Source organism: Accumulibacter sp., assembly GCF_029255125.1.
Lineage (GTDB): Bacteria > Pseudomonadota > Gammaproteobacteria > Burkholderiales > Rhodocyclaceae > Accumulibacter.
In genome coordinates this window covers 1-15,129 of record NZ_JAPUVR010000084.1, presented here as the reverse complement: position 1 = coordinate 15,129, position 15,129 = coordinate 1, and the positions used below count along the sequence as shown (strand labels likewise).

15 protein-coding genes are annotated in these 15,129 nt (G+C 62.2%); 14 read left to right on the top strand and 1 reads right to left on the bottom strand.

The window, feature by feature from the left end:
- Positions 1–5: 5 nt before the first annotated feature.
- The 14 genes from Q1L59_RS05470 (at position 6) to phoR (ending at position 14,573) form a co-directional block, all read left to right on the top strand.
- Positions 6–614, top strand: coding sequence for an OmpA family protein (locus Q1L59_RS05470; protein ID WP_300329188.1), 609 nt, complete (start codon positions 6–8; stop codon positions 612–614).
- Between the two features lie 73 nt (positions 615–687).
- A complete protein-coding gene (locus tag Q1L59_RS05465; protein WP_300329185.1) occupies positions 688–981 on the top strand; it encodes a hypothetical protein in 294 nt (97 codons plus the stop codon).
- A gap of 204 nt (positions 982–1,185) precedes the next feature.
- A complete protein-coding gene (locus tag Q1L59_RS05460) occupies positions 1,186–1,677 on the top strand; it encodes a FecR domain-containing protein (protein ID WP_300329183.1) in 492 nt (163 codons plus the stop codon).
- A 3-nt stretch (positions 1,678–1,680) separates the two neighbouring features.
- On the top strand, positions 1,681–2,274 hold the full coding sequence (locus tag Q1L59_RS05455; RefSeq protein WP_300329180.1) for an OmpA family protein: 594 nt from the start codon (positions 1,681–1,683) through the stop codon (positions 2,272–2,274).
- Positions 2,255–5,311 carry a caspase family protein gene (locus Q1L59_RS05450; RefSeq protein WP_300329177.1) on the top strand — a complete coding sequence of 1,019 codons (3,057 nt, stop codon included), beginning with the start codon at positions 2,255–2,257 and terminating at the stop codon, positions 5,309–5,311. The genes Q1L59_RS05455 and Q1L59_RS05450 overlap by 20 nt, the downstream gene beginning before the upstream one ends.
- Before the next feature lie 24 nt (positions 5,312–5,335).
- Positions 5,336–6,010, top strand: a complete 675-nt coding sequence (locus Q1L59_RS05445) for a glycine zipper domain-containing protein (RefSeq protein ID WP_300329174.1) — start codon at positions 5,336–5,338, stop codon at positions 6,008–6,010.
- Between the two features lie 162 nt (positions 6,011–6,172).
- Positions 6,173–8,089, top strand: a complete 1,917-nt coding sequence (gene thiC / locus Q1L59_RS05440) for a phosphomethylpyrimidine synthase ThiC (protein ID WP_300329171.1) — start codon at positions 6,173–6,175, stop codon at positions 8,087–8,089.
- Positions 8,090–8,257: 168 nt separating this feature from the next.
- On the top strand, positions 8,258–9,247 hold the full coding sequence (locus tag Q1L59_RS05435; protein WP_300329168.1) for a PstS family phosphate ABC transporter substrate-binding protein: 990 nt from the start codon (positions 8,258–8,260) through the stop codon (positions 9,245–9,247).
- Complete coding sequence (gene pstC / locus Q1L59_RS05430) at positions 9,244–10,173, top strand: phosphate ABC transporter permease subunit PstC (RefSeq protein ID WP_300329165.1); 930 nt, start codon at positions 9,244–9,246, stop codon at positions 10,171–10,173. Before Q1L59_RS05435 ends, pstC begins: the two co-directional genes overlap by 4 nt.
- A gap of 1 nt (position 10,174) precedes the next feature.
- Positions 10,175–11,107 (top strand): phosphate ABC transporter permease PstA, encoded by a 933-nt coding sequence (gene pstA, locus Q1L59_RS05425; RefSeq protein ID WP_300329163.1) that lies wholly within the window; start codon positions 10,175–10,177, stop codon positions 11,105–11,107.
- A 7-nt stretch (positions 11,108–11,114) separates the two neighbouring features.
- Positions 11,115–11,906: a phosphate ABC transporter ATP-binding protein PstB gene (gene pstB, locus Q1L59_RS05420; protein WP_300329160.1), complete on the top strand. Its 792-nt coding sequence runs from the start codon at positions 11,115–11,117 to the stop codon at positions 11,904–11,906.
- A 22-nt stretch (positions 11,907–11,928) separates the two neighbouring features.
- Positions 11,929–12,636, top strand: coding sequence for a phosphate signaling complex protein PhoU (gene phoU / locus Q1L59_RS05415; RefSeq protein WP_300329158.1), 708 nt, complete (start codon positions 11,929–11,931; stop codon positions 12,634–12,636).
- A complete protein-coding gene (phoB, locus tag Q1L59_RS05410) occupies positions 12,633–13,325 on the top strand; it encodes a phosphate regulon transcriptional regulator PhoB (protein WP_300329155.1) in 693 nt (230 codons plus the stop codon). Before phoU ends, phoB begins: the two co-directional genes overlap by 4 nt.
- Before the next feature lie 3 nt (positions 13,326–13,328).
- Entirely contained in the window at positions 13,329–14,573 is a 1,245-nt protein-coding gene (gene phoR / locus Q1L59_RS05405) for a phosphate regulon sensor histidine kinase PhoR (protein ID WP_300329152.1), read from the top strand.
- 85 nt (positions 14,574–14,658) lie between these two features.
- Here the strand turns inward: phoR and Q1L59_RS05400 are convergent.
- Positions 14,659–15,129: protein-L-isoaspartate(D-aspartate) O-methyltransferase (locus Q1L59_RS05400; protein ID WP_300329148.1), on the bottom strand; the 471-nt coding region annotated here is incomplete at its 5' end.

Below are 15,129 nucleotides of genomic sequence, written 5' to 3'. Positions count from 1 at the left end.
AGTCAATGAAAGCGAATCTTAAACGGGTTGCCGCCGTAGCGCTGGTTAGCTTGTTGAACGGCGTCACCTTTGCTCCACTTGCCAGCGCAGCGGACGACGACGCCTCCGGCCTGGAGGAACTTCGTCGTGCGATGACTGAACCGTCTGAAGCGCCCAAGAAGAAGCGGACGCGGGCGATCGTCTTCGATGGCGACGCAACGCAGGCCCAACCCAGTGCAGCGCCAGCCGCCAGCGGCGGGGCGACTGACTGTGCAGCGCTTCCGCCAGACGTTCGTGCCACCGCTGTCCAGTTCCCGATTCAGTTTCGTCCGGGCAGTGCGGTGATCACGCCGGGATCGGGCAACACGTTAACCGAGATTGGCAAGATTCTGGCGCTGACGCCCGATCGCTGCGTGATCGTCGAGGGTCACACCGATGCGGACGGGAATCCGGAGAAAAACATGGCGTTGTCGCGCGAGCGTGCCAACGCCGTAGTGAAGTTCATCGTAGACAAAGGGTCGGTCGAACGTAAACGCCTGGTGCCGGTAGGCAAGGGCTCGACCGACCCACTAAGGGACCTGGATCCGCGCGACGCAAAGAACCGGCGCGTGGTGTTCAAGGTTGTTGCCGGCTGACGGCAAGCATCCATTGCAGTACGGTAGTACCAGGCAGTACCTAGTAACCACAAATTAACTAAGGAGAATCTCTATGCGCACTATCGCCATCATCCTCGCCGCCGCCTTTGCTGCTGCTCCCGCTTTTGCTCAGGACACCAAAGTCAAGGGCACGACGACCATCGACGCCAAACAGGAAAACGTCGCCGCGGTAGCCGTCGGCAAGGACAACAAGGCTGCCAACACGGCCGGCGCCATCAAGGGCAAGACCTCTGTTCAGGGCCGTACCGACATCAAGGCCAAGCAGACCAACGCAGCCGCGGTTGCTGTCGGCAAGGGCAATACCGCCACCAACGAAGCCGGCGTGATCGGCGACGCCAAGAAGTAATTTCGTCGCGCACGAAGCCACCGCTGACGGGTCACCGTCAGCGGTGGCTTTTCGCTTTTTGAGTGGCCCCCACTTGTCCGGAGCTCCCGTTCCCTACTCGGGAGGGGCAACCCTGAAGCCACGCAGGTTGCCGCTGGGGCACTTGCGCGCTAGACTGATGTCCGACGGACATGGTGTCCCGCCAAACTTTTTGGGAAGGTTCTCATGCTGCAGATTTCAAGACACAAGCGGGCCTCGGGCCTGGCGGCGAGCGCCCTGTGCGCCGCCGCGTTTTGTGCGGCTCCCCTGATGGCTGCCGAGCCAACCCCAGCGGCTGCCACGGGCTGGGATGCTCAGGTCAAAGTGTCGCGCGGTGTGGTGAACATTGAACGCGACGGCCAACGCTACCCGGGAGTCGTCGGTGCGCGCTTGAAGGAAAAGGACACGATCCAGACTGGCGGTAACGGTTCGGTGGGTATCATGTTCAAGGACAATTCGACCCTGTCTCTTGGATCCGACGCCGAAGTCGTGCTGCAACGGTATGCCTACGACTCGACGACGTATATGGGCGCCTTCGACGCGTACATCAAGCGCGGAACGGTGTCGGTGCAGGCCGGAAACATTGCCAAGCAGACGCCGGAGGCGATGCGTATGGTGACGCCCAAGGCCGAAGTCAGCGGTACGGCCAAGAATTATGTAGTCAGTGTTGGGGAATAAGCGATGAAGAGCTTGTCAATCGTGCTTGCTGTCTCACTCAGCGTCGTCGCCTGCGCCAACCGCGATAGTTACGTCTTGCTACCGAACCGTGGTGCCGGCGACGCGGGAACGCTCAGCGTCAAGGCCATCGAGGGCGGTCACGCAATCAAACTCGAGCGCCCGTATCAAAGCGCGCGCACCACCGGCGGTAAGTTTGAGCAGGGAACCAGCAACGAGCAGGAGGTCAAGAAGCGATTCGGGGAAGCGCTCGATGCCTCGCCGCCGCCACCGGCACGTTTCACGTTGTACTTCCTTGAAGGCAGCGACGAGCTGACGACCGCGTCAAAACGCGATCTGGACGCGATCATTGCCGAGATCAAGGCGCGCCCGGTTCCCGACATCGTGGTCGTTGGCCACACCGATCGGGTTGGCCTCGTTGCCGACAACGATCGCTTGGCCTTGCGCCGCGCCGAGTCGTTCAAGAAGCGGCTGATACAGCAGGGTCAGCCGGAAGACTCGATTCAGACCGCGGGCCGCGGAGAACGCGAACCCTTGATCGCGACTCCGGACGAAACGCCCGAGCCGAGAAATCGCCGAATTGAAATTCTCGTTCGTTAAGCCCAAGCCGCGCCTGGGTTTCCCAATGTGGGCGCGCGCCGCCTGCCGGCAGCTTGTGTTCGGTTTGCTGCTGTGTCTGGTTCGGGCGGCGGCCGCTCAGGTATCGACCGAGCCGATTCTGCGCATCGAGGCAGGCGCCCATCTGTCGTTGGTGACGCGTGTCAGCAGCGATAGCCAGGGCCGGTGGATTGTCAGCGCGTCAGAGGACAAGACTGCGCGCCTGTGGGACGCAGCGACCGGGCGCCTGCTGACCGTGTTCCGGCCGCCGGTAGGACCCGAAGGCGTCGGCGCGATCTACGCTGCCGCCCTTTCGCCGGACGGGCGCCAGGTCGCCTTGGGTGGTAACGCCGGCTTCGACGGACGGACGCACTCGCTCTACCTTTTCGAACGAGCCTCCGGCCGGCTTCCGCCGAAGAGTACGCTTTCGGGATTGGAGGCACCGGTAACGCAAGTCGCCTGGTCGAAGGACAGCCAGCAGCTTGCGGTGGGGCTGCGCCAGTCCGGCCTACGTGTTTTCCAACGAAATCTAGGCTTCATTGGCAGTGATCCGGAGTACAACGAGGCGATCTACGGCGCTGATTTTGCCGCCGACGGGCGCCTCGCGACATGCAGCCTGGACGGCAGCATCCGCCTCTACCGGATCGATCGCAAGGGGCTGCAGCGAACCGCCCGCAAGCAGATGCCCGGCAAGCCGTATTCACTGGCGTTTTCGCCTGACGGCAGCATGCTGGCTGTCGGCTACCAGGATAGCGGCCGGATCGATGTGCTCGACGCGGCAACCTTGACGCCGCGCCATACGACTCCGCCGGTCAGCGAGGGAAATTTGGGACGCGTCGCCTGGAGCAGTGATGGCCGCATCCTCTATGGCGGCGGTACGGCGCGCGCGCGCGACCGCTTTGCCGTTTTCGCCTTTGCCGACAGCGGACGAGCGGCTGCACGCGAGATCACCGGATTCAGCAATATCGTTACCTCGCTTGTCGCCTGGCGCGACGGCGTGCTGGTAGGCAGCGCCGAGCCCTCCTGGGCGAGTTTTGACGCGGCGGGGAGCCGGCGGCTCTACGCGCGTCAGCAGACGGCTGACTATCGCGATGCGGACGACAAGTTCATGCTCTCGGAAGATGCAGCGCGGGTCGCCTTTCCGCTTGCTCCCGGTGGCAACATGCTGCTTTTTGACCTTGCCAAAGGTGACGTTCGCCCCTATGGCCCGGAAGCGAAACTCGAATCGCCGCGCCAGCCAGGCTGGATGGGCGGCGGGCCGAGCAACTGGAAGAATTCTTCCGCGCCCAAAATCGGTTCGCGCCAGCTCGAGTTGCGCCCCGGGGAAGTATCGCGCAGCATGGCAATCAGCGCCGACAAGCAGCGTTTCGTGCTGGGCACTGAATGGTACCTGCGGGCTTATGCGGTCGACGGCAACCCGCTTTGGGAACAACGCACCCCGGCCGCGGTCTGGGCAACCAATCTCTCGAGCGATGGCCGCTGGGTAGTGGCCGGCCTGGGCGACGGAACGATTCGCTGGTACCGTATGCGCGATGGGCGCGAGCAACTCGCGCTCTTCGTCCACATAGACGGCAAGCGCTGGATCATCTGGTCGCCGTCCGGCTACTACGATACGTCGCTGGAAGGGGAAGACCTTGTTGGCTGGCACCTCAATCGCGGTCCGAACATCGCGTCCGACTTCTTCTCGGTCGGTCGCTTCCGCGATCGTTTCTACCGCCCGGAGATCATCCAGAGCATTCTGCGCACCGGCGATGAAGGCGAAGCGGTGCGTGCAGCTGCCAGCGCGCTTGCCGCGCTTGGTGTGAGTGAACCTGGTTCTCTGCCACCGCCTGTCGAAACGAGCAAGAGTCCTCCGCGTCCGTCGGTGCTGGCACCGTCAACGCCTGCTGTTGCGCCGCCGCCTGCACGCGGGCAGGGCAACGTGGCCAATCTGCTGCCGCCGGTGATCGATCTGCAGACCGAGAGCGAACTCGAAACCTCAGCGAGTACGATACCCGTGCGTTTTGTGCTGCGTAGCCCGAGCGATGCTCCGGTCAGTGAAGTCAAGGTGCGAGTCAACGACAAGCTGGTTCGCTCGCTCGACAACCGCGCCCTGCGCAGCACTCGCGGCGAGGCGCACGAGGTGCAGGTGGAGATCCCGCCGGTGGACAGCCAGATCAGGCTGTTTGCCGCGAACAAGAACGGCAAGTCGGAGCCGGTGGTGATCAGCGTTCGGCGCAGCGCGGCACCGGTGAAGGTTCCCGAGACGCGCTTCGAGACGCTCTATCTCCTGATCATCGGCGTCAGCAAGTACCCGGAAGAGTGGAAGCTTGATCTGGCTGAGAAGGACGCGCGTGACTTCAACCACCACATGGTCCGCCAGGCGGGCAAACTCTACGGAACCGCTGTCCCGCGACTGTTGATCAACGAGCAGGCCAGCCGGCAGAATGTGCTCGATGGCCTGCGCTGGCTGCGCGAAAGCGTCGGCGAGAAGGACGCTGGCGTCGTCTTCATGGCTGGCCACGGCGATCGCGTAGGGGCGGCGTATTACTTCATCCCGGGAGACCCCGAAGTGCTGCCCTCGCGTGCCGACTTCAAGAACCCGCAGGAATTCGAAAACTGGAAACAGCAGAATGCGCCACGGCGCTGGGTACCCGGCGAGGAGATTTCGCGCACTCTGCTCGGCCTGAAGGGGCGCTCCGCATTCTTCATCGATACTTGTCATTCGGGGGTCAATGCCCGTCCCGGCCAGTCGTCGACGAATCCGGACCTGACCAAAGCCCTCAACGAAATCAATGAAGAACGAGGGGTTCTCGTCTTTGCATCGTCTACCGGCAAGGAGTATTCGCAGGAAGACCCGGCGTGGGGAAACGGTGCCTTTACCAAGGCGATCATCGAAGGCCTCCGTGGGGGAGCCGACTTTAGAAAAGACGGTCTAATCCGACCATCGACGCTACAAAGCTATGTGACAGACAGGGTTATAGAACTCACCAAGCGCGAGCAGCGACCCGTGATTTTCACGGTCGGCATAGACGATCCGATCGCCGTCAAGGCACAGTAGGAGTTTTCAGGGAGAGTAACAGGAATGGACAATCACCGTTTTGCCTTGCGTCGAACTGCCGCTTGTCTGGCAGGGATTTTCTTCCTCAGCGCTTGCGTTACCAACCCGGACGGCTCGACGCGAATGGACGACCGGGCCACCGGTGCCCTCGTCGGCGCCGCTGCCGGCTGTGCCCTGGCCACGGCAACCGGGCACAATTGCCTGGTCGGTGCCGCAGTCGGCGCTGCGGTTGGCCTGATGATCGGCTGGTATTTCGAGTCGAAAAAGGTGGCTGATGCCGGCCAGCTGAACGCCGAATACAAGAAGAGGGGGCAAGTCATTCCCAAGAGTGAAGTGCGACCGGTGAAGTTCGACACCGTCGTCAAGACCGGTGCGCCGGAGACCGACGGGCAGCGCGAAGTGAAGGTGACCTCGAATACGGATCTCATCGGCTACGGAGACAAGGCGCCCGAGGTGACGCAGAAGTACGCGATATACGATGAAAACAACAAACTGGTCGATGAAAAGACCGAACGTGTGGCGAGCGTCGATGGAGCCGGCAGGTATCAGACCAATTCGAAGTTCAAGTTGCCGGCCTCGGCAAAGGGCAAGAAATACACGGTAAAGACGACGCTGCTGGCCGACAACAAGACGTACAAGGAAAGCTCATACAAGGTTACGATGCTTGACGACACCTTGCTCATTGCGCTGGCCGATTGACCAGCTTGGATGGCCCCGCAAGCGTCGGCTGGCCAATTTCGGCTGGCGCGGCGCCTCCAGCAAGCTCGGCACCCGGCACGAGCTCGTGCCGCGCACTAAGCCGCTTGCCGGTCCGGCCGCCACCAGCTCTTTGGCGCCGGCGGCTCTCTCAAGGAAGAAAGCATGAACGCGAACGATAAATTCATTGCTGTCGAGGCCCGTGTGGATGAGGCGGCAATCAGGTCATTGCCAAATTCGCGCAAGATCTACGTCGTTGGCAGCCGGCCAGACATCCGTGTGCCAATGCGCGAGATCTCGCAGTCGCCCACCGAAACGGCGAGCGGCGGCGAAGCCAACCCACCGATCTACGCTTACGATTGTTCCGGTCCCTACACCGACCCCCAGGCTGCGATCGACATCCGGCACGGCTTGCCCGCACTGCGCGGAGCGTGGATCACTGAACGCGGCGACACCGAGGAGTTGCCCGCGCTCACTTCAAGCTTCGGCCGCCAGCGTGCCGTCGATACGGCGCTCGACGAACTGCGTTTCCCCGGCCTGCAGCGCAAGCCCTTGCGCGCCAAAGCCGGTGCCAACGTCAGCCAGATGCACTACGCGCGACGCGGGATCGTCACGCCGGAGATGGAGTATGTCGCGATTCGCGAAAACAACAACCGGCGTGCCTACATCGAACAGTTGCGCGCGGCTGGCGAGCAGGGCGAGCGACTGGCGCAGATTCTTTGTCGGCAGCACCGGGGAAACAGCTTCGGCGCCAGCCTTCCCGATGAGATCACCGCGCAGTTCGTTCGCGACGAAGTCGCCCGGGGGCGAGCGATCATCCCGTGCAACATCAATCACCCGGAAAGCGAGCCGATGATCATCGGACGCAACTTCCTGACCAAGATCAACGCCAATATCGGCAACTCGGCACTGGGTTCAAGCATCCAGGAAGAAGTCGAAAAGATGACCTGGGCGATCCGCTGGGGGGGCGACACGGTGATGGACCTGTCGACCGGAAAGAATATCCACGAAACACGCGAGTGGATCATCCGCAACAGCCCGGTTCCGATCGGTACGGTGCCGATCTACCAGGCGCTCGAGAAGGTCGACGGAAGGGCGGCCGAGCTGACCTGGGAGATTTTCCGCGATACGCTGATCGAGCAGGCTGAGCAGGGGGTCGACTACTTCACGATCCATGCCGGCGTGCTCCTGCGCTACATACCGTTGACTGCCGGGCGCTTGACCGGCATTGTCTCGCGCGGTGGATCGATCATGGCCAAGTGGTGCCTGGCGCACCACAAGGAGAGCTTCCTCTATACGCACTTCGAAGAAATCTGCGAGATCATGCGCGCCTACGATGTTGCCTTCAGCCTGGGCGACGGCTTGCGCCCAGGTTCGATCTACGACGCCAACGACGATGCCCAGATCGGCGAACTGAAGACGCTCGGCGAACTGACCGAGATTGCCTGGCGGCATGACGTGCAGGTCATGATCGAGGGTCCCGGTCATGTGCCGATGCAGTTGATCAAGGAGAACATGGACCTGCAGCTCGCCTACTGCAAGGAAGCGCCGTTCTATACGCTCGGCCCGCTGACCACCGACATCGCACCCGGTTACGACCACATCACGAGTGGCATTGGCGCCGCGATGATCGGCTGGTACGGTACGGCAATGCTCTGCTACGTGACGCCCAAGGAACACCTCGGCCTGCCCGACAAGGACGATGTGAAGACCGGCATCATTACCTACAAGCTGGCCGCACACGCGGCGGACCTCGCCAAGGGCCATCCCGGCGCGCAGATTCGCGACAATGCCCTGTCCAAGGCGCGTTTCGAGTTCCGCTGGGAAGACCAGTTCAACCTCTCGCTCGACCCGGACAAGGCGCGCGAGTTTCACGATGAAACCCTGCCCAAGGAGTCGGCCAAGGTTGCCCATTTCTGCTCGATGTGTGGCCCGCATTTCTGCTCGATGAAGATCACGCAGGACATTCGCGACTTCGCCGTGGCGCAGGGTGTCAGCGATAGCGAGGCGTTGAGCCGGGGAATGACCGCGAAGGCCATCGAGTTCGTCAGCGCGGGCGCCGAGGTATACCGCAAGGTCTGAATCCACGCTGGCTGGCGGGCTACGCTTGTCCGCCGGCTTTCGGTCGGCCGGTGCGCGGCGGGCGTAGGCGCCGCCGGATCGCTGAGCTCCTTGGTACGCTCCGGCCTGTCATCAAGCTGTAACAGGGGTCGACGAGAATCTGTTCCATCGTCTCACAGGAGAAACGCGATGAAGCAGGTACGGAAGACCACGATGGCGGCCTTGCTCGCGCTGTCGGCCGTCGGTAGCGCGCAGGCACAGATCGTCAAGCTGGACGGGTCGTCCACGGTATATCCCATCTCCGAAGCCGTCGCCGAGGAGTTCCAGAAAGCCAGAAAGAACGTCGTCAAGGTTACCGTCGGCATTTCCGGCACCGGTGGCGGCTTCAAGAAGTTCTGTCGCGGCGAAATCGACCTTGCCAACGCTTCCCGCCCGATTCTGAAGAAGGAGATGGAGGCCTGTGCGCAGGGCGGCATCAGGTTCTTCGAACTGCCAATCGCCTATGACGCGTTGACCGTCGTGGTTAATCCCAAGAACCCGCTCAAGCAGGTGACGGTGGCCGACCTGAAGACGATGTGGGAAGCGGCCGCACAAAACAGGATCACCAACTGGAAGCAGGTCAACCCGGCCTTTCCGGATGCCGCGCTGAAACTGTTTGGTCCGGGCGCCGATTCGGGCACTTTCGACTATTTCACCGAAGCGATAAACGGCAAGGCAAAAGCCTCGCGTGGCGACTTCACCGCTTCCGAAGATGACAACGTTCTGGTCCAGGGCGTGCAGCGTGATCCGGGCGCCCTCGCCTATTTTGGCTTCGCCTATTACAGCGAGAACCGGGACAAGCTGAAAGCCCTGGCCATCGTCGATCCGAAGACCGGCAGGGCGGTTGAACCTTCGCTGAAGACCGTGCTGGAAGGCCTCTACCAACCGCTCTCACGCCCGATCTTCATCTACCTCAGCGAGTTGAGCTTCAAGAAACCCGAAGTGCGTGAGTTCGTCGAGTTTTACCTCAAGAACGCTGCCAAGCTGGCGCAGGAGGTGAAATACGTGCCGCTTCCAGCGCGCGCCTACGAGCTGAACGCCGAGCACCTGAAACAGGGCAAACTGGGTAGCATGTTCGGCGGCGAAGCCGAAGTTGGCGTGAGAATCGAAGACCTTCTTGCGCGCGAAGCCAGGCTGTGAGCCCATCGTCGTCGAGTCCTGCAGTCAGTGAGCGGCTGGCCCGCAAGGCGAGTCGCCACATCAGCGAGCGCATCATCGAAGCCACGCTGTTTGCTGCCGCTGCGGTCTCCATCTTTGTCACGGTGGCTATCGTTTTCATCCTGGTGCGAGAATCGGTAGCCTTCTTCCAGCAGGTCCCGGTCGTCGACTTTCTGAGCGATACGCAATGGACTCCGCTTTTCGACGATGCGCACTTCGGAATCTTGGTGCTGCTCTCCGGCACCGCGGTCAGCTCGACGGTCGCTTTGGCGGTGGCCATCCCGATCGGCACGACGATCGCCATATTCCTCTCCGAATTCGCGAGCCAACGAACGCGCGAGACGGCGAAACCGATACTCGAACTGCTCGCCGGAATGCCGACCGTCGTTTTCGGCTATTTCGCACTGATGTTCGTCACGCCACTCCTGCAAGAACTGATGCCCGAGCTGCCCGGCTTCAATCTGCTCTCGGCCGGCCTGGTCATGGGCATCATGATCGTCCCGATCGTCAGCTCGATCGCCGAGGATGCGATGCGCGCCGTGCCGATGGCCTTACGCGAGGGTTCCTATGCGATGGGGGCGACGCGACTGCAAACGGCGTTCTACGTCGTCCTGCCGGCCGCCGTCTCGGGGATCGGAGCAGCGTATATCCTCGGCATTGCGCGCGCGGTCGGCGAGACGATGATCCTTGCCATCGCCGCCGGCATGCAGCCGAAGCTGACGTTCGACCCGCGCGAACCGGCGGCGACGATCACCGCCTTCATCGTCCAGGTGGCGCTCGGCGATCTGCCGCACGGCTCGATCGGCTACCAGACGATCTTTGCCGCCGGCCTGACGCTGATGCTGTTTACGCTGTTGTTCAACATTCTGGGCTTCTGGCTGCAACGGAAGTACCGTGAGAGGTATTGACATGTCGTCATCAGCGCCCAGCGACGTCGCGCTCATCCGTGCGGAAATCAGGCGTCGCAAGCGCCGCGACTTGTGGTTTGGCGCGCTCGGAGTCCTCGCCCTGGCGCTCGCTCTGCTGACCGTCGTGACGCTCTTCATCAACATGTTGATCGACGGCTGGGCCCGTCTGACGCCGGAGTTTTTCACCAGCTTTCCGTCGCGCCGCGCGGGCCAGGCGGGAATCCTTTCAGCCTGGGTTGGCAGCCTGCTGGTCATGCTGGTCACGGCCAGCGTGGCCGTACCGCTGGGTGTTGCCGCCGGAATTTGGCTGGAGGAGTACGCGCCGAAGCATTGGCTCACCGACATCATCGAAATCAACATCAACAATCTGGCTGGCGTTCCGTCGATCATCTACGGGCTGTTGGCGCTAGGTCTGTTCGTCTATACCTTCGGCCTTGGGCAAAGCATTCGTACGGCTGGCCTGACGCTGGCACTGCTGATCTTGCCGATGATCATCGTCGCCACGCGCGAGGCGATCCGCGGTATTCCGCAGAGCATCCGCGAGGGAGCGTATGCGCTTGGCGCCACACGATGGCAGATGGTCAGGCACCATATTCTGCCCTACTCGATGCCCGGCATTTTTACCGGCGTTATCATCGGCATGGCGCGCGCAATCGGCGAGACCGCACCGATCATCACGATCGGCGCACTGACCTTCATCGCTTTCCTGCCGCCAGCGCCGCTTGTCGGAACACCGCCCTTTGTCAACTTCGAGTGGCTGTCAGCGCCCTTCACCGTCATGCCGATCCAGATCTTCAACTGGACATCGCGCCCGGAGGCGGCTTTTCAGCAGAACGCTGCCGCCGCCAGCGTCATCCTGGTCGCGATGACCCTGATGATGAACGGCTTGGCGATCTGGTTGCGTTACCGGCTGCGCAAAAACCTCAAATGGTAGGGTGAGCATGGACCCATCACGCGGTGCGATCAGCGAACTACCGATCAAGGCGGAAGTACGCAACTTCAATTTCCATTACGGCGAATTCCACGCGCTGAAGGACGTGACGATGCCATTGTGCGAGCGCAAGGTCACGGCGCTGATCGGTCCTTCAGGCTGCGGCAAGTCGACGCTCTTGCGCTCGTTCAATCGCATGCACGACCTCTATGCGGGCAATCGCTACGGTGGTGAGATCATTCTGCATCCCGACCAGACCAATCTGCTTGACCCACGTGTCGATCCGATCGAGGTACGCATGCGGCTGTCGATGGTCTTCCAGAAGCCCAATCCGTTTCCCAAGTCGATCTACGAAAACGTCATCTACGGGCAGCGCGTGCGTGGCGTCACCAAACGTTCCGTCCTCGACGACAAGGCCGAGGAAGCGCTGCGCGCCGCAGCACTGTGGGGCGAAGTCAAACACCGCCTGCATGACATGGCATTTGCTCTCTCCGGTGGCCAGCAACAGCGCCTGTGCATCGCTCGTGCACTGGCCACCGACCCAGAGGTTCTTCTCTTCGACGAACCGACCTCGGCGCTCGATCCGATCGTCACCGCGAGCATCGAGGAACTGATCCACCAGTTGAAGGAGAAAGTGACCATCCTGATCGTTACGCACAACATGCAGCAAGCTGCGCGGGTCTCCGACTTCACTGCCTACATGTATCTCGGCGAACTGATCGAATTCGGCTACACCGAAGAGATCTTCATCAAACCGCGCGACAAGCGTACCGAGGACTACATTACCGGCCGATTCGGTTGATTGGCCTGACGGGAGCCGATTCATGAGTGAGCACCTTTCCAAGCAGTTCGACTCCGAGCTCGATTCAATTCGCGCCCACGTCACGCGCATGGGCGGCCTGGTCGAAGAGCAGTTGCGCGGCGCCCTGAGTGCCTTTGGTGAAAGCGACCACGAGCTTAGCCGACTGATCATCGAGCGCGACAAGGGCGTGGACGAACTCGAGGTCGCGATCGACACAGCCTGCGCGAACATCGTCGCCCGCCGCCAGCCGACGGCGATCGACCTGCGCATGGTGATGGCCGTCAGCAAAACCGTCACCGACCTCGAGCGGATTGGCGACGAGGCGAAGAAGATTGCCAAAGCGACGCGCAAGATCATCGAACGCGGCAACGGAGGATGTCTGGCGCAGGTCCTGCAGGTACGTCACATGGGTGAGCAGACGGCCAGCATGCTGCACGAAATCCTCGATGCCTTCGTCCGCCTCGATTTCGCCGCCGCAGCTCACATCGTTCGCCGCGACAAGGAGGTCGACCAGCACTTCCGCGCGACCGTGCGCCAGTTGATCACCTACATGATGGAAGATCCGCGCACGATCTCCTCCGCGCTCGATGTGATCTTCATTGCCAAGTCGATCGAGCGTGTCGGCGACCACTGCAAGAACATTGCCGAGGATGTCATCTATATCGCCAAGGGGCGCGACGTGCGTCACCTTGGCCTGAAAGGACTGGTCCGTGAAATGGATGTGCCATGAGCAGCCGGCCCAGGGTCCTGGTCGTCGAAGACGAGATCGCAATCCAGGAACTGTTACGTTACTCGCTTGAGCAGGCGCCCTTCGAAGTTGTCGTAGTGAGCAGCGCGGAGCAGGCGCTGAGCGAGATCCGCAGCGAGTTGCCCAGCCTCGTCCTCCTCGATCTGATGCTGCCCGGCATGTCGGGGATCAATCTGGTCAGGCACCTGCGTTCCCAGGAGCGAACGCGCGAGTTGCCGATCATCATGGTGACGGCACGTGCCGACGAGGCCGATCGTATCGGCGGACTGAACATCGGCGCCGACGACTACGTGACCAAACCCTTCTCGCCGCGCGAACTGATCGCCCGCATGCGCGCCGTCCTCCGCCGGCGGTCGCCCCATCTGGCGGGTGATGTCGTCGAAGTCGGCGCCTTGCGTCTCGATCCGCAAGCCCGCACGGTGAGCTGCAATCAGCAAGCGATCAACCTTGCTCCGACCGAGTTCGACCTCCTGCACTATCTGATGAGCCATCCGAATCGCGCCCTGACGCGTGACCAGTTGCTCAACGCCCTGCGTGGCGACCACGTTTTCCTCGAGGATCGCACGATCGACGTCTACATCCGCCGCCTGCGGGCCGGACTCGGCACGGCCGGCGAAGCGATGATCGCAACCGTGCGCGGAGTCGGCTACAAGTTCGTGCGGACGCCGTGAGCCATGTCCATCGGCGATACCTGGCCCGGATTGCTGCTGCTCGTCGCCATCCTCGCCCTGCTCTTGTACGGGCAGATTCGGCAACGCGTAGCTTTGCACAAATGGCTATTGGCGCCCGACGCGAGTGCTGTTCCCGACGGCGTTGGGGCATGGCGCGCCGTCTTCTCACAGCTGCAGAGACTGCACAAGGACGAGCAAAGCGCTTACCAGGCGCTGGCCAATTCACTCGAGCGCTTTCGCCTCGCCGCCGAGGCTTTGCCGGATGGCGTCATCCTGCTCGACGGCGACCAACACATCGAATGGCTGAACGCAACTGCGGCTCACCACTTCGCGCTGGATGCCTGGCGCGATATCGGGACGCAGATCGGTCACCTGATCCGGCACAGCGATTTTCACCAGCTTCTCGCGAGTGATCGGCGCGGCGGTCCGCCCGAACCGCTCCTGCTGCGCTTGAACGGCAATGGGCCGGAACAGATCGTCTCGATCGCGCTGATTCCCTACGCTGGAACGGGAACCCTCCTGCTCTCGCGTGACGTCACCGAACGGGCACGCAGCGAAGCGATGCGGCGCGACTTCGTGGCCAACGTCTCGCATGAATTGCGCACCCCGCTGACCGTGATCTCAGGCTTCATCGAACAGTTCACTGGTGCGACACCACCGAGCGGGGACGCTGCGCAACGTTTCTACCGCCTGATTGCCGAGCAATCCACACGAATGATCAGTCTGGTCGCCGACCTGCTGACCCTGTCGCGCCTGGAGAATGACACGCAGCCCCCGGTCGATGAAATCATACCGATGGACGAGTTGCTCGACACGCTGTGCGCCGAGGCAGAAGCCCTGGCCGAAGGCAAGTTGACTGTCGTGATCGGTCGCAACGCGGCTGGCAAGCTGCGCGGGAGCAGTCATGAAATCAGGAGCGCCTTCGGCAACCTGGTTTCAAATGCCGTGCGCTATACCCCGGCGGGCGGCACCGTCACGCTCGCGTGGCAAGTCGCTGAGGGATGCCCTGTCTTCTCGGTGAGCGATACCGGCATCGGCATCCCCGCCGAGCATATTCCGCGCCTGACCGAGCGCTTTTACCGCATCGACAAAGGCCGCTCGTCGGCGACCGGCGGTACCGGCCTCGGTCTGGCGATCGTCAAGCATGTGCTGGTACGCCACCAGGGCAGACTGACGATTCAGTCGGAAATCGGACGCGGCAGCATCTTCTCGGCCGTACTGCCGGCCAGCCGATGCCTTGGTGCCTAGCCGGCAAGGTCGTGAACAGCGCTTCCCGTCCGGGTGCTCCGGCGGAATCCACCGCGTCCTTGCCGGCCGGTGCCGCTCGCGTGAGTCACCTGTTCCGGTTTTCGGCAGCGCCGGTCATAGGTACGAAGCGCACCGGCAGGATCGCCTCGCGCTGCAGCGAGCTGCCTCGTTTTCTCAGCAGGAACAGGTCTTGGTCGCCGTGCTCGCCCACCGGGATGACCATCCGACCGCCCTCCTTGAGTTGCTCGACCAGTGGCTGCGGCACGTGATCCGGCGCACAGGTGACGATGATCGCGTCGAACGGAGCGGCTTCGGGCCAGCCCTGATAACCGTCGCCGTAGCGTACCCTGACGTTAGGGTAGCCGAGTCTCGCCAGATCGCTACGTGCTCGCTCGGCCAGCGGCTTGACAATTTCGATGCTGTAGACCTCGTCTACCAGGGTGGCCAGGATGGCTGCCTGATAGCCCGAGCCGGTGCCGATTTCGAGCACACGGTCGGTTGCTCGTGGTGCCAGCTTCTCGGTCATGAAGGCGACCACAAAGGGTTGCGAGATCGT

Coding starts and splice junctions, on each gene's coding strand:
- Q1L59_RS05455 (WP_300329180.1), top strand. CDS start 1,681: ATGAAGAGCTTGTCAATCGTGCTTGCTGTCTCACTCAGCGTCGTCGCC.
- phoU (WP_300329158.1), top strand. CDS start 11,929: ATGAGTGAGCACCTTTCCAAGCAGTTCGACTCCGAGCTCGATTCAATT.
- phoB (WP_300329155.1), top strand. CDS start 12,633: ATGAGCAGCCGGCCCAGGGTCCTGGTCGTCGAAGACGAGATCGCAATC.
- Q1L59_RS05445 (WP_300329174.1), top strand. CDS start 5,336: ATGGACAATCACCGTTTTGCCTTGCGTCGAACTGCCGCTTGTCTGGCA.
- pstA (WP_300329163.1), top strand. CDS start 10,175: ATGTCGTCATCAGCGCCCAGCGACGTCGCGCTCATCCGTGCGGAAATC.
- phoR (WP_300329152.1), top strand. CDS start 13,329: ATGTCCATCGGCGATACCTGGCCCGGATTGCTGCTGCTCGTCGCCATC.
- thiC (WP_300329171.1), top strand. CDS start 6,173: ATGAACGCGAACGATAAATTCATTGCTGTCGAGGCCCGTGTGGATGAG.
- Q1L59_RS05470 (WP_300329188.1), top strand. CDS start 6: ATGAAAGCGAATCTTAAACGGGTTGCCGCCGTAGCGCTGGTTAGCTTG.
- Q1L59_RS05435 (WP_300329168.1), top strand. CDS start 8,258: ATGAAGCAGGTACGGAAGACCACGATGGCGGCCTTGCTCGCGCTGTCG.
- Q1L59_RS05460 (WP_300329183.1), top strand. CDS start 1,186: ATGCTGCAGATTTCAAGACACAAGCGGGCCTCGGGCCTGGCGGCGAGC.
- pstB (WP_300329160.1), top strand. CDS start 11,115: ATGGACCCATCACGCGGTGCGATCAGCGAACTACCGATCAAGGCGGAA.
- Q1L59_RS05465 (WP_300329185.1), top strand. CDS start 688: ATGCGCACTATCGCCATCATCCTCGCCGCCGCCTTTGCTGCTGCTCCC.